The organism is Acinetobacter sp. MF4642 (genome assembly GCF_002018925.1).
Classification (GTDB): Bacteria; Pseudomonadota; Gammaproteobacteria; order Pseudomonadales; family Moraxellaceae; genus Acinetobacter; species Acinetobacter johnsonii.
Map to the genome: position 1 here is coordinate 1 of NZ_MVON01000043.1, position 19,927 is coordinate 19,927.

A 19,927-nucleotide genomic window follows, 5' to 3' on the forward strand; every position below is an offset into this window, starting at 1 on the left:
GCTACATAGTTCTATTGGCTATGTTTCACCATTTGAGTTTGAAAATATGTACTATGATAAAATCAACACCTTAGATTGTGTTGCATAACTTAAATAAACTGTCTCCGATATAGTCGGTACGGTTCATTATGCATAGATCATAAAACGCTCTTCATCTTTATAATGTTCTTTTTCAGCGGCTTTTTCCTCTATCGAACCAAAGACCAATTGCGCACGTAACAGCCAATGTTTTGGAATCTCAAAAACCTTGGAGATGTCAGCGTCAATACTCGGGTTATAATGTTGTAATGAAGCACCCAAACCCGCATCTGCTAAACAGGTCCATACAGCATATTGTGCCATACCTGAAACTTGCTCTGACCAAGCTGGAAATTCTGCCGCATCAAAAGGAATTTTCTTTTGTAATTGTTGAATGATCTGCTGATCTTCATAGAATAAAACTGTGCCAAACCCTGCCGAGCATTGATCAACCTTCAGTTCTGCACCAGCAACAATATGCGCGGGGACTAACTTGCGCTGCACTTCTTTTACGACATTCCAAAAGTGATGATGTGAATTGCCCATTAAAATCACAATACAAGTACTTTGTGAATTATGTGCCGAAGGACAACTTCGCACGGCCTCCTGAATCAATTCAGCTAAATACACCTGACTTAAATGCACACGCTTCCCTAAAACATAAATACTACGGCGCTTTTTTAGTTGATCGATAAATGTGGTTTGTTTTAGGTCTTCTTCGTGATTTTTTTTAAATTTTAAGTCTTTGGTTAAGTCCGTTGTTAGAACTTGTCCAATTTTATGTAATAAAGCCATACCGTGTTCCCCAAAATGTACAGTGATGCCTATTGTGTTAGACGTTAGTGTAATCTCAGGAGAATCACTTATATTCATTAAGTGATTCCTAAATGTTTGTTTTTAAAATAAACAAATTGAATCAAAAAATAAACTCCGCATTTAGCGGAGTTTATGTGACTAATCTAACACTTTAAAAACAGTATTGTTGAATCTTATTTCTCTGTTTCGAACAAAGCAGCAACAAAGGATTTTGCAGAGAATGGACGTAAGTCGTCAATTTTCTCACCAACACCAATAAAGCGAATTGGAACATGCGTACGACTGGCAATATTAAATAGTACACCGCCTTTCGCAGTACCATCGAGTTTAGTAATCGTCAGACCTGTCAAGCCAACTGCCTCATCAAACATTTCTACTTGATTAATCGCATTTTGACCTGTTCCTGCATCGACCACCAACATAACTTCGTGCGGTGCAGTTGCATCGATTTTTTGCATGACACGTTTTACTTTAGTCAACTCTTGCATGAGATGACCTTTATTATGTAAACGACCTGCGGTATCTGCGATCAAAACATCAACACCTTTCGCACGCGCACTTTCAAACGCATCGAAAATGACAGAAGCGCTGTCAGCGCCATGGCCTTGTGCGACTACGGCAATATTATTACGTTCACCCCAAATTTGAAGCTGTTCAGTCGCCGCCGCACGGAAAGTGTCCCCCGCAGCAAGCATCACTTTCTTGCCTTCACCTTGTAAGCGTTTTGCCAATTTACCAATGGTTGTGGTTTTACCCACACCGTTTACACCCACCACCAAAATCACATAAGGCGTTTTGTTCGGATCGATGTGTAAAGGTTTCACACGTGGTGCTAGTAAAGCCACCAACTCTTCCTGAAGCGCTTTATAGAGTGAGTGCGAGTAAATTAAATCGCCACGTGCAGTACGTTCAGTTAAGTTGGTAATAATGGTTTTCGTTGCATCAACGCCAATGTCGGCCACGAGAAGCTGCTCTTCAACTTCTTCAAGCAGTTCATCATCAATTTCCTTACCACCGATCAAAATATTGACCATACCATCAGCAAGGTTTTTACGGGTTTTGGTTAACCCTTCTTTCATGCGGCTAAAGAAACCACCTTTTGCAGATGCCTCTGCTTCTTCTGCGCTTGTTTCAGCAACCACAACTGGACTAACAACTGTTTGCTCTTTTGTTTCAACGATTGGCACATTGACCACAGGTAAACTTGGTAGTGTGACATCGTCATCCCCGATATCAGCATCAATCAAAAATTTGTTCTGCTCATTAGATTGCTGTTGCATGCCGAATCCTTGAAAAGCACTGCGTTAAAAAAGACGGATTCTACCATAAAAGATAGGCTTTCGCTTAGCAACAATACTTTATGTAAACACTTAACAAATCAATACTTCTGGCGCTTGATCTACTTCGTATTTTTCTTAAGAATGGTTATTTATTGAAATGCTTTCACTTCAACCTGAGCCCAAATTTTATATGCATCACTTATTAGTCACGCATTCTTATAAAAAAAGTTTAGTTGTACTGGGTTTAACTCTACTTTGTTTACCTATAACCACTCATGCACAAATACGCAGTGAACTTACCCGCAGTAGTTTTGAAACCACTTTAAGCAATGGCTTGCAGGTGATTATCCGTGAAGATCACCGCTCCCCAATGGTCATGACCCAAATTTGGTACAAAGTCGGTAGCACTGATGAGTCTGGAAATATAACGGGTATTTCGCATGTACTGGAACATATGATGTTTAAAGGCACATCCAAAGTTCCCAATGACGAATTCAGTCGCTTAAGCCGAATCTATGGCGGTACAGTAAATGCCGCAACATTTACCAATTACACCAATTACTATCAGCTTTATCCTAAAACTTACTTCTCTATGGCTTTAGAGCTTGAAGCGGATCGTATGCGCAATCTCTTACTACGAAAACAAGACTTTGACCCTGAAATTAAAGTGGTGATGGAGGAGCGACGCCTGCGTACCGATGACAACCCTCGCTCACTCGCGTTCGAACGTTTCAAATGGATTTCGTATCCCACGAGTTACTATCGTCAACCCGTCATTGGGCACATGAAACACTTGCAAAATATCAGTCTAGATGACGTGAAACAGTGGTATCAAAAATGGTATAGCCCAAACAATGCGATTTTGGTGATTGTGGGAGATGTCAATGCAGAATCCGCCCTAAGACAAGTTCAAAAATATTTTGGCGACATCAAAAGCCATCCAACACCTGTACGCAATGATGTGACTGAGTTTGAGAACATTGGCTACCGTCACATGGAACAAAATACCAATGTTGAGGTGCCAAATTTATATATGGCTTGGAATGTCAAATCACTTGCAACAGCAAGCAATCCAGAAGATGTTTACGCACTCACACTTATTCGAAGCTTATTAGATAGCGGGATCAGCTCTCGATTACAACAGCGCCTTGTACGCGACAAAAAATTAGCGACCGCACTGAGTGTCAGTTATGACCCTTATAACCGTGGAGACAGTCTATTTAGTATCTCCGCACTTCCAGTCACTGGCGTGGAACTTTCTGAGCTACAAAAAGCCATTGAATATGAAATTGAGCGACTCAAAACAGAACTTGTTCAACCACAAGAGCTTGAACGGATTAGCACACGCTTTGTTGCAAACTTAATTTATGGTCAAGATGACATAGTCGGGCAAGCAAAGATGATTGGAAACTTAGCCGTGAATGGCTTGAATTATCGACTAATGGATCAGCTTCCACAGCATTTTGAAGCGGTTACACCTGAAGATATTCAGCACGTTGCTCAAACTGCTTTTGTACGAGATAACTTAAGTACGTTGTACCTTCAACCAGAAAAGAAGGCCACAAAATAATGAAAAATCAAAAGACCATCTTTCACCTGTTATTTATTACCTTGTCTACCTTTTGCACTACCAATGTAATTGCAGATGTAAGTACAAGTAGTATTAGCAATGATGACCCACGTACATTACAGTCTATTGCTTCTCTACAAAGCTTAAAACAGGTTCAAACCAGCGACCTTCATACAGCACCACATGTACACGAACTTAAGAACAAATACAAAGTTCGAAGTCTATTTGTTGAGTCACCCGCCTTACCTATGGTGGATATTCAACTTACCTTTAATGCAGGCTCTGCACGAGATATAGAAGTAGAAAAAGGACTATATGGCGTTGCCAATATGGCGGCACAACTCATCGATGAAGGCACTACGCAACGTGATGCAGTTGAAATCGCGAATGCCTTTGAACAAGTCGGGGCTCGTTTTAGTGTAGCTGCACACCGTGACATGTTTGTGGTTCGACTGCGTTCGTTGTCTGACCCTAAAAAACTAGATGCTGCGGTAAGTACGATGCTTGAAGTATTAAAAGACTCTACTTTTAAAAATAACAGTATTAGTTTGATGGTGAGCAATACTCAAGTAGGTCAGAAGCAATTGAAAGAGAGTCCGAGTCGATTGATGAGCATTCGTTTCTATCGTGCGCTCTACGGTTCACACCCTTATGCGGAACCGATTACGGGAACCAATGGCAGTATTAAAAAAATTACGACTCAGCACTTAAAAAAATTCAGAGATGAATTTCTGGTTAGTCAAAATATGAATATTGCACTGACAGGCCAACTCAGTGTTAAACAAGCGCAGAAACTGGCTGAACGAATAAGTGCAGCCCTTCCGCAAGGTAAAGAAGCAAAGCCACTTGCTGTACCACAAGATAAACCCAACTTTGATATTCAACATATTGTATTTAATTCAACTCAAGCCCACGTCACCATGGGACATCTATCAACCACGCGGGATGATCCTGATCGTTTGGCGCTCGAACTGGCTAACCGTATGTTGGGTGGGGGTGGATTTAGCTCCATTTTAATGAAAGAACTACGCGTTAAACGTGGATACACCTATGGAGCAAACAGTGCTTTTACATTTAGTCAAGCGGCTGGAAGTTTTAGTCTAAGTTATTCAACCCAGCAAGATCAGCTCATGGACAGCATACAAGTGGCGCATAAAGCCCTAGTTGACTTTGTCCATCAACCAATTGATGCACAGCAGTTAGAAGAAACTAAAGCCGGTATGTTACGCAGCCTACCTAACAGCTATAGCAGCAATGCAAACATCAATGCACAACTCGGCTCTATAGGGTTTTATCAGCAAGATGCGAATTATTTAGCAGACTACCCAAAACGTTTAGCTACAATCACGCCTTTAGATGTTCAAAATGCGATACGTAAACATATTCACCCTGAGAGTCTTACCCTTGTGATTGTCAGTAACGCCTTAGATAAAGAGCAACTTCGACATATTTTAGAATTGAATCTTGATCCGAACATTAAGCAAAGCATACCGCATCCTGATCAAATTCCTGCGATTATTGAACCTCCGGAGCCAATGCCGGAAGCTGCTTCGCCCGATTCTGTTCAAACTGATGAGCCTGCATTAATCTAAAGTAATCAATATAGGAAATCTGGTTTTCCAAAACCAGATCTTGTGCCATCTCTTGTGTTTCTGGGAAAGTCGCTTGATGAGATAAGCGACTTACATTTTCAAATTGGCTTGGAGAAATGGGTCGAGATAAGGCAATACTCGATAAAATGACAATAAGCATAATGATCAATGCCATCAGACCATTATAAATTTGTACAAGCGTAATCTGTGATTTTAATTTAAGAATTTTTTGGATCGCAATGTGCATAACCTACCTCTAGTGAAACTAGTGTAAGTAGCGAATTGCATAATCACAAGTTGAAATGCTGAAAAATGCCCCCCATTAATGCTAAAGAGGACATAATTTCAGCAAGTCAGATTGTTTGTAAAGCAAAAGTCTAACCAACAATGCTACGAATAACTGCAAAATAGAGCACCAAGGCAATTACCCCCAATGCAATCATAATGGCGAAAGCCCCAACACCATTTTCTGCATCTGCAGGGTGTGCAGGATCGTCATCGGCAATACGTCTTAGCTCCCCATTGTATGTTTCATAAAAATCAGCCCGTTGATTTTCATCAAGCTGACGTGTGAAATCATAAACTCGTTTACGTTGTGCCAAACAAAAATCCCCAAGATGAATTTCTTGATGGAAAACTGCTTCATCTAATAGCGTTCGGTGATATTGCGCCAACGCTACAATTTGAGAAACAGTTGGAGGCATATCAAAATCAAAACCGTCTAATGTATTTGTCATGTTATTCTCCTTATAAAATACAGTTTCCTGTTTTATTATCATATTTAATCTTTTGATTGTTCATTGTTTAATCATGTAAACAAAATAAGATGAAGAATACTCGACAATATATTTGACAATTCCAGCAATTTGTAATAAATATTTAACATTAGCGTGATATTTATATCTAAAGGTAAAATTACCTTTAAGTGATCATAATTAGAATAAGGAGCTTAATATGATTCAACAAATCTCTCATCATGACTTAGAACATGCGTATGCGGATGCAGTAAACACCATTCAATCACAAATGAACTTCGTAGAAGCAGTACAACAGTTAGAAAGCGTTGCACGCGCTGGCCACGGTAAAGCAGCACTGTTTTTGGCAGAACTTTATTATCAAGGTTTCCGCGTAGAACGTGACTCGCTGAAAGCACAATACTGGCAACAGCTTGCCACCATGAAAGCATAATAAAACGTCACCTAGGTGGCGTTTTTTTTGAGGCTAACATTTTGATATGACATATTTATTTACATAGTTATGCAAAGCTTACACTGAACTTTCATCTTAATTATTTAAAATAGCGTCATGTTCCTTACTGACATAACGCTATGTACAAAATTTTAAAACTCCAACCGATTTCAAATCATTTATATTTAAAAATCAATATTCTAAGAGGCATGATGTACTGCGGTATTCTTTGGGGGCTTTACAACACTGAACAGCAAGGCTGGGCGATGACCTCAGATCATGATGACTATGTTTTCCCTTTTTGGCTCAATGGTTTACACGCACATCAATATGCTCAATTGCACTGGCCAAACTATATTCCTAAAAAAATCACGCCACAAGATTTCCAAAGCGCATTACTGCCTACTCTGTCACGCTTAAAAGTCACCCCTGCGCTATGTAATGGCACAAAGCGTATGAAGCTCAGCACGTCTCAAATGCGTCACTTTTTCTTCAATGACCGTATTCTGTCGCCAGCTTAAGGCTCATTAAGAACAATAAGACGTAATTAACTTATTATTTTATTGAGAGCTCTGACTGTAAAGTATTTGCTTTTTTTTTAAATCGCGCTAATTTAAATATAAAACAATAACCACAACCAAGGATATGCCCTATGACCAATGTTGCTCAAGTATTAAAAGATAAAGCACATCAAGCAATCTACACCATCAGCCCTGAAGCCACCGTTTTTGAAGCAATTTCACTTATGGCAGATAAAGGCATTGGTGCACTTGTGGTCACACAAGAAGAACGCGTTGTAGGTATATTGTCCGAACGTGACTACATGCGCAAAGTCATGTTGATGGAACGTACTTCAAAGCAAACCACAGTCAATGAAATTATGACAGCAAAAGTACTGACGGTCACAACAGCAGTTACGGTTGAAGAATGTTTAGACCTTATGACAGATCGCCATCTACGTCACTTGCCCGTGGTTGAACAAGATAAATTATTGGGACTCATTTCTATTGGTGACTTGGTGAAAGCGGCAATGGATGATCAAAAGAAACTGATTGAGCAACTACAACAGTATATTTCAGGTTAAGTTTTAATGGTGAGGTGTTCAATAATGAACGTATACTCAGCATTGGCTACTAATGATAAAAAATAAAGTTGAAACCATATAAAAATCCCTGCACTAAGCAGGGATTTTTATATAACTATGAAAGGCTTAAAACTTAGTTCAGACCTAATTTTGCAGCGACATAGTCTGCATCTTTGTCGCCACGACCAGATACATTCACCACAATTTTAATATCTTTGGCCAACTTTGGAGCTTCACGAAGCACCCACGCCACGGCATGTGAACTTTCAAGCGCAGGTACAATTCCTTCAACTCGCGACAACCGCATAAACGCATCCAAGCACTCTTGATCAGTCGCTGTAGTGTATTCAACACGACCTAAATCTTTCAGCAGACTGTGCTGAGGCCCGACGCCAGGATAATCTAGACCTGAAGCAATCGAATGTACTGGTAACGGTTCACCTTGATCATTTTCAAGTACATAACACGCCATACCATGAATTTGACTTGGTTTACCTAAAGTTAAGGTTGCCGAGTGCATGTCGGTATCAAGACCATGACCAGCAGGCTCTACACCAATTAGTTTCACATCTGCATCGTTTAAAAATGCGGTGAAAGCACCCATAGCATTTGAACCACCACCCACACATGCAACCACATAATCTGGGTTCGCACCAAAGCGCTCATAGGTTTGTTCTTTAATTTCTTTACCAATAATCGACTGGAAGTCGCGCACCATCATTGGAAATGGATGTGGCCCAACAACCGAACCAATAGCATAGATATAATTGGTTGGATCTTTTAAATACTCTTCAAAAGCACTGTCCACAGCATCTTTCAATGTTGCAGTACCACGTGTCACTGAAATGAGTGTTGCTCCAAGGATTTTCATTTTGACGACATTGGGATGTTCTTTTTCAATATCCACCTGCCCCATATGAATTTCACACGGAATCCCGACCAAAGCACAGGCGGTTGCCAATGCTACGCCATGCTGCCCTGCACCGGTTTCTGCAATAACTTTGGTTTTACCCATATATTTTGCAAGCAGCGCTTCACCCAAACAGTGATTAATTTTATGTGCGCCTGTGTGGTTTAAGTCTTCACGCTTTAGATAGATCTTTGCCCCGCCCAACTGTTCAGATAACCGTTTTGCATAAAACAACGGACTTGGACGACCAACATAGTGTGCAAACAGTTCAGCAAGTTCAGTTTGAAATTCTTCTGTTACACGAATTTGCTCGTAAGCGACTTTAATGTCATCCATTGCCGCTTTTAAGTGAGGTGGGATAAACTGACCACCATAGTTCCCAAAAAAGCCCGCTTCATTAGGCAAAGCAATACCATTAATTTGATGATCCATTTTTTATGATCCTTATTCTTAAAATGTGCTTTCTTTCCAGCTTTATCGTGCTAAATACTTAGTCATATCCTCAACGCCTTTGAGGGTCATTGGGTACATATGGTCTTCAAAAATTTGCTTAATCAAACCAATCGTATGGGTGTAATGCCAATAACGATCTTCTTCTGGGTTCAACCATGCTGTTTTTTCAAAATGATTGCGTAAACGCTGCAGCCAAACACTGCCTGCTTCATCATTCATATATTCAACCGAACCACCCACAGAATTGAGTTCATAAGGTGCCATAGAAGCATCCCCAACCACAATTACACGATAGTCGCGTCCATAGGTATTGAATAAATCCCACGTATTCATACGGGTGCTTGAGCGACGTACATTGTCCTTCCAAACATAGTCATATAAACAGTTATGGAAATAGAAATACTCTAAGGTTTTAAACTCAGTTTTCGCCGCACTAAAAAGTTTTTCGCATTGCGCAATATGGGAATCCATCGATCCACCCACATCAAACAACATCAGCACCTTAATGCGATTACGACGCTCAGGCACGAGCTGCACATCAAGTATGCCTTGCTTCGCTGTTTCACGAATTGTACCGTCGATGTCTAACTCTTCAGCCGCACCTTGTCTGGCAAACTTACGCAAACGACGCAATGCCATTTGCATTTGGCGCGTCCCGAGAATTTGATCATCATCCAAATTCTGATATTTACGTTGTTCCCAAACTTTTACAGCAGAACGTTTACGTCCCGGCCCACCAATACGCACCCCTTCAGGATGATCACCATAAGCACCAAATGGAGAAGTTCCTCCAGTGCCGATCATCTTGTTTCCACCCTGATGCTTCTTATGCTGCTCGCGTAAACGTTCTTCCAGCATTTTCATGAGTTCTTCTAATGAACCTGCTTTCTTTAATTCTTCACGCTGCTCAGGAGTTAGATGCTTTTCTAAGAGTTCTAAATCGAACCAGTCTTTCGGTAACTTTTGAACTTTATTGAGTAAATCATCCAAATCAAAAGTTGAAATCCCATCAAAATAGTCTTTCATCCCTCGGTCAAATTTGTCAAAGAAGCGTTCATCTTTCACCATAATAGTTTTGGCGAGTTGATAGAACTCTTCTTGATCGGCAAAGACCAAACCTGAAGCAACAGCTTCATTCAGATCGATCAGTTCACGCGTCGAGACAGGAACACCGTATTTGCGTAAGGTATAAAACAAGCGCACAAACATGCGTGTTTCTCCTTTAGCGACGTGACATGAAGGCTAAACGTTCAAGCAACTGTACATCTTGTTCGTTTTTAATGAGTGCACCATATAAAGGTGGAATGGCTTTAGACTTATCATGATTGCGCAGTACATCTTCTGGCATATCATCAGCCATCAGCAAGCTTAACCAGTCAATCAATTCAGAAGTTGATGGCGGTTTTTTTAGACCCGGAACTTGACGTAATTTGAAGAAAACTTGTAATGCTTCATTGACCAATGCCGTTGAAATTTGCGGGAAATGAACATCAATAATTTCACGCATGGTTGCGTCGTCTGGAAATTCAATATAATGGAAGAAACAACGACGCAAGAATGCATCTGGAAGTTCTTTTTCATTATTTGAAGTAATAATCACAATAGGACGTTGTGATGCAGTAATGGTTTCGCCCGTCTCATATACATAGAAAGACATCTTATCCAATTCATGCAACAAGTCGTTTGGAAACTCAATGTCCGCCTTATCAATTTCATCAATCAATAAAACACAACGTTCTTCACTGGTGAACGCTTCCCACAATTTACCCGGTTTAATATAGTTTTTAATGTCATATACACGGTCGTCACCCAGTTGGCTGTCACGTAGACGTGAAACCGCATCATACTCATATAAACCTTGCTGGGCTTTTGTGGTTGACTTAATGTGCCAAGTCAATAATTTTAAGCCTAAGCTTTCAGCCACTTGTTCAGCCAGTAAAGTTTTACCCGTACCTGGCTCACCTTTGACCAATAAAGGCTTTTGTAAGCTACGTGCAGCTTTTACAGCAAGTTTTAAACTATCGGTAGCGATGTACTGATCTGTACCCGTAAATTGTTGTGTTTCAACAGACATGATTAAACCTTATTTTTATTAATTACAACGGTGAATGATTGTTACTAACAACTGCTTTGGTTTTATTAGCCACATATTTTGACCAAAAGAAACCGATCACAAGCCCCACACCCATGACAAAGAGAATCAGTGACAAATTTGACCAAATGAGTGCTGATTCTTTCGTTAACACACCGAAAAGCAAGCCAAAAATAGCCGGTGCAATCGATGAGTTTGGACCTTCGGAAACCGTTGGCGTCAATAAAATGGCAAAGATCATCATCCATGTGATGCCACCCAACAGCTTCGGCAGGCGTGTGGCAATGGAATACCAACACCACAAAATCAGCAAACTGCCCAAAAGGTAAACTGTGACAGCAATACTGTCTTCAGGAATTGAATCGAGCATTGAAAGAAAACTATCCACGGTGCAACTCCTGAATTATGCTTTATGCGCCACGAAGGCCTTCTGGTGCCGCAGCGTTCGGATTGATTAATCCTTCTGGCGGCATTTGTAGAAAGAAGCCTTGAGTTTGAATCGAATCCATGACATGCAATACATTTACACGGGCCAATTTACGCGCTTCACTCAGCTCTAATGACATCACAAAAGTCGCTCGACCAAATGCAACACGAACAGCTTCAGGTAAAACATTCAATGGGCTAAAATCTTCAGCGGCTTGATCGGCTTCAGTTGGACAAGCAATATAAAGATACATTTCATCTTTTTTGCTTGATTTATAAATAGAACATTGCATATCTAAAACAGCACTCAAATAACTCAAGCCACAGGATACATCAAATAAAAGCAGCTGACATTAGTCATGATTAACGCATCAGTCGTGATTTTGTATAAATATTCAAACTTCAGACCAATTGACTAATTATTAATCCATGACTTTCATTTGCGTCGAAAGATAGCTTTCATCACGGCGTAGGAGTTGAATTAAAGGTTGGGTTAACAAATCATAACGCCAACCTAATAAATAATCAGGCAAGTCTTGCTCATCATTATGAAAAACCACATGTTGATGCAGTGCGTTCATCCACTTTTTGCGCATCAACACTTCTTTAGGAATGCTGGTTTCATTGACCACATTTTGAATTAAGTGATCAATCTTCTCCCCCACATCTTTTGAAGAATGACGGATGGGACGTGCCATGCGTAGCGGCCAATCCGTTTGCTCAGGCAAGAACTTCACCAAATCTAAAATGGTTTTGCCGTGCTCGCGGACAACGTTTTGACGTATGTCTTTTACACCCGATAACTGAAAAGCATTTTTTGGATTTTTCTCAACCAAATCAATCATGCTTGAGTTTTTCAGAATAAAACTACGTGGCGTATTAAGCGCTTTTACCATCTGTTCACGCCACACTGCCAACTGCTGTAACTGCATTAACTGACGACGTGAATGTCGATAGTTACCAATATCTTGATAGAGCAAATGCAAAGGCGTTTCTGTCGCGATTTCTTGCGTCAGATGCTGACAGTCTTCAAGAGCAAAGTTTAGGAGTGACTTTGAATCTAGTTCTTGTTTAACTTTTTCTGAGAGATTCATCAAGTACAGCACATCGTTTGCCGCATAGCTCAATTGTGCAGGGCTCAATGGACGCGCCAACCAGTTTGAGCGCGTTTCCCCTTTGTCGATATCGACATCCAACATTTGTTTCAGGGCATTTTGATAGCTGACTTGTAGACCATGTCCTAAAAATGACATGCCCACTTGGGTATCAAATACATTGTTTAAGGTTTTATGCTGTGCATAGTGATAAATCAGGTCGATATCTTCACTACATGCATGAAAGACATTTTGTTGTGCGCGAAAAAGTTTATTCCAAAATTCAGTTAAATCGAGTGTCATACCATCGAGTAAATAGACATTGTTTTCGACATTGATTTGAAATACACCTAACTTTGGCCATAAGGTATCGACTTTGATGAATTCTGTATCGAGTCCATAGACTTCGTTACGATCCATTTTTTCTAAGACTGGTGTTAAGTCTTGTTGCTGCTGAATAAACTGAAACATATCCTACTGCGTCTAATGCTAGATGCTCTTTGGGCTATCTTACCTGAATAAGATCATTTAGCTATCAAGATTTCTAAGGGTTTTTTAATTATTTGCCGTTTTTTGTGATTTTTTTATACAACTAGATTCAAATTAATATTTTTTTTATCTTACTCAAGATTTCAATCTTGTAGCTCAACTAAAAAATGAAACAAGTATCGAAATACTTATTTCATTCGCATTCTATTATGTACAGCTTGGCTTAAGGTATGGCTATCGACATATTCAAGTTCACCACCCTGTGGTACGCCTTGTGCAATACGCGTCATTTGGATCGGTAAATGTTTCGTTGCCTCAACCAAATAATGCGCTGTGGCCTGACCTTCTACCGTTGCATTGGTCGCCAAAATCACTTCTGTTACTTTACCATCGCCTAAACGCTGGATTAGATAAGGAATGCCGATCTCTTCAGGCCCAATACCATCAAGTGGAGATAAATGCCCACCCAATACATGGTACTTACCACGGAAACTGCCACTTTGCTCAATCGCCATCACATCTGCGGGAGACTCAACCACACAAAGTAGTTGATCGTCACGTTCATGCGAGACGCAAATATCACAAACTTCGTTTTCAGTCAGTGAGTGACACAAACTGCATTCGTGAATATAGCTAGTGGCTTCGTTTAAAGCATGTGCAAGACCCACAGCCCCTTCACGATTTTTCATAATCAGATGAAGCGCCATGCGCTGAGCCGATTTCGGCCCAACACTTGGCAAAATACGTAAGGCTTGTACCAATTGATCAAAACGATCGCTAAACACTATACGTATTCCTTAATTAGAATAAACCAGCAAGACCCGGTGGTAAGCCTGCACCTGAGTTCGCAGCTTTCATACGCTCTTCAGTGATTGCTTCTGCTTGACGTGCAGCATCATTCATTGCCGCAGCAATTAAGTCTTCAATCATGTCTGCATCATCTTGCAATAATTCAGGATTGATTTCGATACGTTTTACCACATTGCGGCAAGTCATCGTCACTTTAACCAAACCACCACCAGCTTCAGCATGCACTTCAGTTTGCGCAAGCTCTTCTTTAGCTTTTTTAATGTTGCTTTCCATGTCTTTTTGCATGCGTTGAGCTTGCTGCATTAACATATTAATGTTCATTAAAATCTCCGAACATAAAATTAAAAAATTAGATTAAGTCTAAACCACGTGTGATATCGCGAATAATATCATCAATATCTTCTAAACCAACAGAAACACGAATTAAACCTTCACGAATTCCTGCGGCTTGTTTCGCTTCTGGTGAAAGTTTGCCATGGGTAGTCGTTGCAGGATGGGTAATGGTCGATTTGGCATCGCCCAAGTTGCCTGTAATTGAAATAAACTGAGTATTGTCAATAACAGTCCAAGCCCCTTCGCGCTCGCCTTTCACTTCAAAAGAAACGATCCCACCAAAGCCTGTTTGTTGCGTCGCTGCAAGTTCATGCCCAATATGCTCTGGTAAACCTGCGTAATACACTTTTTCGACTTTCGGGTGTGTATTTAAGAATTCTGCCAGCTTTTGCGCACTTGCTGAGTGCTCACGCATACGTAAACGTAAAGTCTCTAAGCCTTTTAAAAATACCCATGCATTGAAAGGACTCATTGAAGGCCCTGTAGTACGCACATAACCAAATACTTCTTCGAGTAGTTTATGACTACCCACTACTGCACCACCAAGAGCACGACCTTGACCATCCAAATACTTCGTCGCTGAATAAATCACCAAGTCCGCACCAAACTCAATTGGACGCTGTAATACTGGTGTGCAGAAACTATTATCAATCGCTAAAAGTGCGCCATTGGCATGTGCGATATCAGCAAGTGCTTGAATGTCTGCCACTTCAGCCAAAGGATTCGACGGAGACTCAACAAAGAGCAATTTAGTTTCAGGCTTAACGGCATTTTTCCATGCATCTAAATCTGTTAAATCGACAAAGTCGACAGTTACACCAAACTTAGCCACATATTTTTCAAACAAAGATACGGTCGAACCAAATACCGCACGTGAACAAATCACATGATCGCCCAGTTTTAAAAATGACATTGCCACGGCCATAATTGCGGCCATACCTGAACTGGTTGCCACTGCCCGCTCTGCACCTTCTAAAGCTGCAAGGCGTTTTTCAAACATTGCAACAGTTGGGTTGGTAAAACGCGAGTAGATGTTCCCTGGCTCTTGACCTGAAAATTTTGCTGCGGCCTCTGCTGCATTTTCATAGACAAATGATGAAGTTAGAAAGATAGGTTCGCCATGTTCTCCCTCGAAACTACGCGTATGCCCAGTACGAATGGCTAAGGTATCTAATTGGTATTCAAATTCGTCTTGTAGGCTCATGGCTCTGGTTCAGTCGACAGACTGCCTTTGTAAAGAATTGCCAACATTTTGAGCGTCTAGGCTATTTAAGGTCAAGGTAAAATACGCGAATATTGATTAGACTTCGATCAAACTTTCTGCTTATTTGAGATCTAAGACCTATATGCACGCTTTAAAAACTAAAATTTCAACGCATCAAAATAAATTAAAGAATCTTTCTACGCGCATTTTTAATGGAAAGTCACTCATTTTGTCACAAAGCACACCTTATGAAGTGATTGAAACATTTGATCTGACCCAAATTCGCTATTACGCACCTGAAGTGCGTAAGTATAAAGAACCATTGGTTTTTGTGGTCCCGCTAGCCATCAATATGTCTATTTACGACCTTTACCCTTATCGCTCACTGGTGAAGTACTTCCAACAGCAAGGCTTTGCCGTATATGTGATTGATTGGGGGAAATTAAATATTCATAACCGTCATTTTAACTTTCTGACGTTTATTGATCATTATATTCCACTCTGTATACAAAGCATTTTAAAACATAGTGATAGCGAGCAAATTTCTCTGCATGGTTGGAGTATGGCTGGCATTTTCGTGACCTTGTATACCGCCCTACATCAACCCAATTTTGTGAAAAATTTAATGGTTTTAGGGAGCCCAATTGACAGTTATAAATCTGGGCGAAATGGACAGTTCTTTGCATATCTCAATCGAATCATTTCAAAAAGCAAAGCAATACAACAGCAAATTTATCAGGGCAAAATACCAAAGCGCCTGCTTCATACCACTGGGAGATTAAATACTTTTGGTTTTAAAATCATTGATCCTATCGGTTGGTTTCAAAGTCATAAAAACCTACTGCTTAATTTAGATGACCATGAAGCCTTGTATGAGCATGCCACCATTGGCGGTTTTCTCAATCGTATGATTGATTATCCCGGAGGCATCAATCAAGACATGCTTTTTAATGTTTGGCTGCGTAATCCACTCAAAACTGGACTAATCACATTAAATGAGAAAAGCATAGCTTTAAAAAATATACAGTGCTCATTGCTTGTGGCTGCGGGCACAACAGACCAACTTGTTACAGCAGAGGCAGCTCAGCCATTAACCCAATTGACAAGTAGCACCGATGTCACGTTTACTCTTATCCCAGGGGGACATTTAGGACTGATGTCGAGTAAACGTAGTGCCGATGAATTTTGGCCACAACTGGCTCAGTGGTTAAGTGAACGTTCAAGTAAAATTTAAATACTAAGGTTTGACATGATTCAGTCAGTTGCATTTATCGGTCTAGGCGCCATGGGTTATCGCATGGCATCACACTTACCTAAACACTTTGAACACGTGTGGGTATGGAATCGCAATTTTGATAAAGCAAAACAACATGCAGAAGCCTATGGCACGCAGGCGGTGGAACTTGCGCAAGCAGTTCAGGCCGATGTAGTCTTCTCTTGTCTTCCAACCAGTCAAGATATTGAAGACTTACTTGCACAAGTTGAGCTTAAAGCAGGCAGTATTTGGGTCGATTGCACCAGCGGTGTACCCTCTTCTGCAAAAAAAGTAGCTGAACAGCTTAAACAACACGGTGTGGACTTTTTAGATGCACCTGTGAGTGGTCAAACTATTGGTGCGGATAATGCAACCCTTACGGTTATGATCGGTGGTGATGCCGCAGCTTTTGAACGCGCACTACCTGCGATTCAAGCGTTTGGTAAACTGATTAAACACGTGGGCGAATCAGGTGCTGGTTTTGCAGTTAAAGCCGTAAACAATATGCTTTTGGCTGTGAACCTCTGTGCTGTTGCCGAAGGGTTTACCACCCTAAAAGCCCATGGCGTAAATTTAAACGAAGCATTAGATTGCATTAATGCGTCGAGTGGTAAAAGTGGCGTAACTGAAACTGTTTTACCACAGCGCATTCTCAACCGCAGCTTCCCGCTTACTTTTGCACTCCCTCTATTAGCAAAAGATACGGGCATTGCCGTGGATTTAGTCCGCGAAGCAAAACTATCCGCGCCTGTGATTGGACTGGCTCAAAGTTTAATTCAAACTGCCAGTGATTTATCTGAAGCAGACAGCGATTTTTCTTCCGCAGTTAAACTATATGAGTCATGGAGCAAAATCACTTTAGAGTAATGCTTATCATAGTCAGTCATACTTTAACTTTAATCATAAGTTAAGCTATTCCGATGGCCGAACAAAAAGCCTCATAAAGAGGCTTTTTGTATATTTCTAATTTTATTGACGTTTTGATTCATTAAGTGTCTGACTACATACTTAAAAGCCATATGCTGTATCGGACTAAGTTCTTGTTGATACATATTATAAAAATCATCTGGGCTATCAAATAAACCAAAATCTTGGTTAATCCCCTTGTCTTGGATAAAAGTATCATTCAAATTCCAATCAATAGGTGGATTTTCAAAGTTCTAGGTAAATACCTCAAAACCACAAAAGGTTGTTGTTTGATGCTTATTTATACTTTGTAATTTTTCTAGATAGAGTCGATCAAGAATTACACCCTCCTGAATATACCATTGTCCATTCACATGAACTTCGACCCAACTATGTAAAATATTCTTGACCGATAACTTATACCAAATGCCTTTGATTGCGCCTTTTTATAAGGCTTTATCGATGGTAAACCCATGTATCCGAGTGGCTGCACCCACCGCTCGAAGTAACGCCATCAATAACGTTGCTTTGGTATTACACTGACCATAACCGTCCCTTAGGACTTGAGATGCCTGTATCGTATCTCCCGTGTTATAGCCAAATTGAACTTCATCACGAACAAAGTTATAAATATTCCTCACCTTATTAACTTCATCAAGATCTCTCCATTTGCGTTGTTCAATCAAATTATGAATTGATGGATGGTGATAATCTAAAATCGGTGTCTGTTCTAATAGCCTTTGCATACTCAGCTCTCCAGTATAGTCATTTTGATTTAAAACTATGGAGTTAGTCCAAGGTCAATATTTTTACTGCCCACTTTTATAATGAATTAAGACTAAAGATTGTTTTGAGCTTGATTAATTTTATAGTAGAGCTCTGTATACTCAATTAATTCAGCACATATAATTTTGCATAAGAAACCGAATTAAATTTAGGATAAACAATTTATGCTCAAAGTCATTGCTCAGGATTTTATTAAACTAGAACATATTGATAGAGTCATGCCTTTATATCGCGAACTTTTAGAAAAAACAAAAGCTGAACCAAGATGTATATCCTACGACCTATTTATTGATCAGAAAGATGCTGGGCATTTTATATTTATTGAAGAATGGCATGATCGCGCAGCACTAGATGCACATTGTGAAACAGAGCATTTTAAAAGATTAGTGCCGTTAATTGACCAATACCAAAGAGCTGCAGGAACGTATATATTGATGGATGAGTTTTCACACCAAAGCAGCTTCACCTAAATCGAATATGGTATCGAAAAATAAAACTATCCGATAAATACGTCCATGTAAAATTACAGCGAAACATCTTGATTTAAATATTTTCATCTTTCATTGCAGGCATGAGGATTTCTTTAACATAAGATGCATACTGGTAGAGATGATAAATTTTATGGCTAGAATGACATCTGATAAAGGAATTAAAGCATGATTGGTCTCTGCCAATACAGTTGCGGTTGGAACATCTGCTTCATATTCTGTCGCCAAATACCCTAGATTTAAAACACTCACCCCAATCAGGTCATTACGCAAAATCTCCCGCAATGATTGAGCAATTCCACGCAAAGCATATTTCGTTGCAGAAAAGACTAACTCTTTGCCATTATGATTGTCCACACCCCATGTAGAACCGATCAATATGACTTTAGCGTTATCCGATAACTTTAAATTTTCTATCAAGGACTGAAGAGACTGAATACAAGTATTAATACTTGTATTTAGAATGGTATTTAACTCAGCAGATGAAACCTCTTTAAAGTTATAATGCTCTATAAAAGCATTATTTTCCCAAATTCCAACATTATAAATTAGAACATCTATTTTCTCATCTTTGACTGCTTCTTTTACCTTCTCTACTGCATCTTCAGGAGCAGATAAATCCGCACAAATCCACTTCAATTGATCATTATTTTTAGGAATAGTACGAGAAACGCCATAAACTTTATCCTGAGCTTCAGGCACTAAGTTTACAATCGCTTTGCCTAAGCCTCTACTTGCACCATAAATTAGAAATGTTCGACCTAAATCATTCATATTTTAATTCATCCTTTCATAATGAACTGCATAATGATTTAAACTTAACTTAACTTTAAATCAAGCTTTATTCATCATTTTATATTTTTCAAATATTTATATTTAGTCATTAAAGACTATGATTCTCAAATTCACAGAAAGTAAATTACATTTCCATAATTTATTTTCCACCCGCTTATTTCAAGTAAATCCCCAGCACAAGGCATGAACCGTACCGGGTTTGTCGGAGACTTTTTTATTTAAGTTAGGCCACCTGACCTAACGGGTTAATCTTATCATAGTACATTGCTTCAAACTCAAAAGGCGATACATAACCCAGTGCACTGTGTACACGCTTTTTATTGAACCAATATACCCAG

General features: G+C 39.9%; 21 protein-coding genes and 2 pseudogenes. 8 read left to right on the plus strand and 15 right to left on the minus strand.

The features are described from left to right. Positions 1 to 126 precede the first annotated feature (126 nt). Positions 127 to 813 carry a nitroreductase family protein gene (locus MF4642_RS15285; RefSeq protein ID WP_078426752.1) on the minus strand — a complete coding sequence of 229 codons (687 nt, stop codon included), beginning with the start codon at positions 811 to 813 and terminating at the stop codon, positions 127 to 129. Positions 814 to 1,007: 194 nt separating this feature from the next. Then, positions 1,008 to 2,114 (minus strand): signal recognition particle-docking protein FtsY, encoded by a 1,107-nt coding sequence (gene ftsY, locus MF4642_RS15290; protein ID WP_078426753.1) that lies wholly within the window; start codon positions 2,112 to 2,114, stop codon positions 1,008 to 1,010. Positions 2,115 to 2,304: 190 nt separating this feature from the next. Between ftsY and MF4642_RS15295 the strand changes: the two genes are divergently transcribed. Both MF4642_RS15295 and MF4642_RS15300 read left to right on the plus strand, forming a co-directional pair. Further along, positions 2,305 to 3,684 (plus strand): M16 family metallopeptidase, encoded by a 1,380-nt coding sequence (locus tag MF4642_RS15295; RefSeq protein ID WP_078426764.1) that lies wholly within the window; start codon positions 2,305 to 2,307, stop codon positions 3,682 to 3,684. After that, a complete protein-coding gene (locus MF4642_RS15300) occupies positions 3,684 to 5,276 on the plus strand; it encodes a M16 family metallopeptidase (RefSeq protein ID WP_078426754.1) in 1,593 nt (530 codons plus the stop codon). Before MF4642_RS15295 ends, MF4642_RS15300 begins: the two co-directional genes overlap by 1 nt. 377 nt (positions 5,277 to 5,653) lie before the next feature. Here MF4642_RS15300 and MF4642_RS15310 read toward each other — a convergent pair whose 3' ends face one another. Further along, positions 5,654 to 6,013, minus strand: a complete 360-nt coding sequence (locus tag MF4642_RS15310) for a hypothetical protein (RefSeq protein ID WP_004697078.1) — start codon at positions 6,011 to 6,013, stop codon at positions 5,654 to 5,656. Positions 6,014 to 6,230: 217 nt separating this feature from the next. Between MF4642_RS15310 and MF4642_RS15315 the strand changes: the two genes are divergently transcribed. The 3 genes from MF4642_RS15315 (at position 6,231) to MF4642_RS15325 (ending at position 7,548) form a co-directional block, all read left to right on the plus strand. Then, positions 6,231 to 6,464 carry a hypothetical protein gene (locus tag MF4642_RS15315; RefSeq protein WP_004697075.1) on the plus strand — a complete coding sequence of 78 codons (234 nt, stop codon included), beginning with the start codon at positions 6,231 to 6,233 and terminating at the stop codon, positions 6,462 to 6,464. A gap of 140 nt (positions 6,465 to 6,604) precedes the next feature. Beyond that, positions 6,605 to 6,985 carry a DUF2750 domain-containing protein gene (locus MF4642_RS15320; RefSeq protein WP_078426756.1) on the plus strand — a complete coding sequence of 127 codons (381 nt, stop codon included), beginning with the start codon at positions 6,605 to 6,607 and terminating at the stop codon, positions 6,983 to 6,985. A 131-nt stretch (positions 6,986 to 7,116) separates the two neighbouring features. Beyond that, the gene (locus MF4642_RS15325) at positions 7,117 to 7,548 is read left to right on the plus strand and encodes a CBS domain-containing protein (RefSeq protein WP_078426757.1); all 432 of its coding nucleotides are present in this window, start codon (positions 7,117 to 7,119) and stop codon (positions 7,546 to 7,548) included. Between the two features lie 133 nt (positions 7,549 to 7,681). Here the strand turns inward: MF4642_RS15325 and trpB are convergent, their stop codons facing one another. The 9 genes from trpB to MF4642_RS15370 form a co-directional block, all read right to left on the minus strand. Then, positions 7,682 to 8,890, minus strand: coding sequence for a tryptophan synthase subunit beta (gene trpB / locus MF4642_RS15330; protein WP_078426758.1), 1,209 nt, complete (start codon positions 8,888 to 8,890; stop codon positions 7,682 to 7,684). A 42-nt stretch (positions 8,891 to 8,932) separates the two neighbouring features. Continuing rightward, entirely contained in the window at positions 8,933 to 10,120 is a 1,188-nt protein-coding gene (locus MF4642_RS15335) for a vWA domain-containing protein (protein WP_078426759.1), read from the minus strand. A gap of 13 nt (positions 10,121 to 10,133) precedes the next feature. Further along, entirely contained in the window at positions 10,134 to 10,985 is an 852-nt protein-coding gene (locus MF4642_RS15340; RefSeq protein WP_004697065.1) for an AAA family ATPase, read from the minus strand. Between the two features lie 22 nt (positions 10,986 to 11,007). Then, positions 11,008 to 11,391, minus strand: a complete 384-nt coding sequence (locus MF4642_RS15345) for a hypothetical protein (RefSeq protein ID WP_004697064.1) — start codon at positions 11,389 to 11,391, stop codon at positions 11,008 to 11,010. Between the two features lie 22 nt (positions 11,392 to 11,413). After that, positions 11,414 to 11,722, minus strand: a complete 309-nt coding sequence (locus MF4642_RS15350) for a YcgL domain-containing protein (RefSeq protein WP_004984643.1) — start codon at positions 11,720 to 11,722, stop codon at positions 11,414 to 11,416. A gap of 129 nt (positions 11,723 to 11,851) precedes the next feature. Next, entirely contained in the window at positions 11,852 to 12,994 is a 1,143-nt protein-coding gene (locus tag MF4642_RS15355; protein WP_078426760.1) for a ribonuclease D, read from the minus strand. Between the two features lie 206 nt (positions 12,995 to 13,200). Continuing rightward, positions 13,201 to 13,797, minus strand: a complete 597-nt coding sequence (recR, locus tag MF4642_RS15360; protein ID WP_004697052.1) for a recombination mediator RecR — start codon at positions 13,795 to 13,797, stop codon at positions 13,201 to 13,203. A gap of 16 nt (positions 13,798 to 13,813) precedes the next feature. Next, the gene (locus MF4642_RS15365) at positions 13,814 to 14,143 is read right to left on the minus strand and encodes a YbaB/EbfC family nucleoid-associated protein (protein ID WP_004984648.1); all 330 of its coding nucleotides are present in this window, start codon (positions 14,141 to 14,143) and stop codon (positions 13,814 to 13,816) included. Between the two features lie 28 nt (positions 14,144 to 14,171). Beyond that, complete coding sequence (locus MF4642_RS15370; RefSeq protein ID WP_078426761.1) at positions 14,172 to 15,359, minus strand: O-succinylhomoserine sulfhydrylase; 1,188 nt, start codon at positions 15,357 to 15,359, stop codon at positions 14,172 to 14,174. A 142-nt stretch (positions 15,360 to 15,501) separates the two neighbouring features. Here MF4642_RS15370 and MF4642_RS15375 point away from each other — a divergent pair, with 142 nt between their 5' ends. Next, positions 15,502 to 16,593: an alpha/beta fold hydrolase gene (locus tag MF4642_RS15375; RefSeq protein WP_078426762.1), complete on the plus strand. Its 1,092-nt coding sequence runs from the start codon at positions 15,502 to 15,504 to the stop codon at positions 16,591 to 16,593. Positions 16,594 to 16,608: 15 nt separating this feature from the next. After that, entirely contained in the window at positions 16,609 to 17,481 is an 873-nt protein-coding gene (locus tag MF4642_RS15380; RefSeq protein ID WP_004697044.1) for an NAD(P)-dependent oxidoreductase, read from the plus strand. Between the two features lie 71 nt (positions 17,482 to 17,552). Here the strand turns inward: MF4642_RS15380 and MF4642_RS15385 are convergent. Continuing rightward, a pseudogene (locus tag MF4642_RS15385) lies at positions 17,553 to 18,266 on the minus strand (transglutaminase-like domain-containing protein). Between the two features lie 204 nt (positions 18,267 to 18,470). Between MF4642_RS15385 and MF4642_RS15390 the strand changes: the two are divergent. Then, a complete protein-coding gene (locus tag MF4642_RS15390; RefSeq protein WP_078426763.1) occupies positions 18,471 to 18,776 on the plus strand; it encodes a putative quinol monooxygenase in 306 nt (101 codons plus the stop codon). A gap of 73 nt (positions 18,777 to 18,849) precedes the next feature. Here MF4642_RS15390 and MF4642_RS15395 read toward each other — a convergent pair. Together MF4642_RS15395 and MF4642_RS17415 are read right to left on the minus strand one after the other, a co-directional pair. Further along, a pseudogene (locus tag MF4642_RS15395) lies at positions 18,850 to 19,568 on the minus strand (SDR family NAD(P)-dependent oxidoreductase). A 244-nt stretch (positions 19,569 to 19,812) separates the two neighbouring features. Continuing rightward, positions 19,813 to 19,927: IS3 family transposase (locus tag MF4642_RS17415; RefSeq protein WP_413772799.1), on the minus strand; the 115-nt coding region annotated here is incomplete at its 5' end.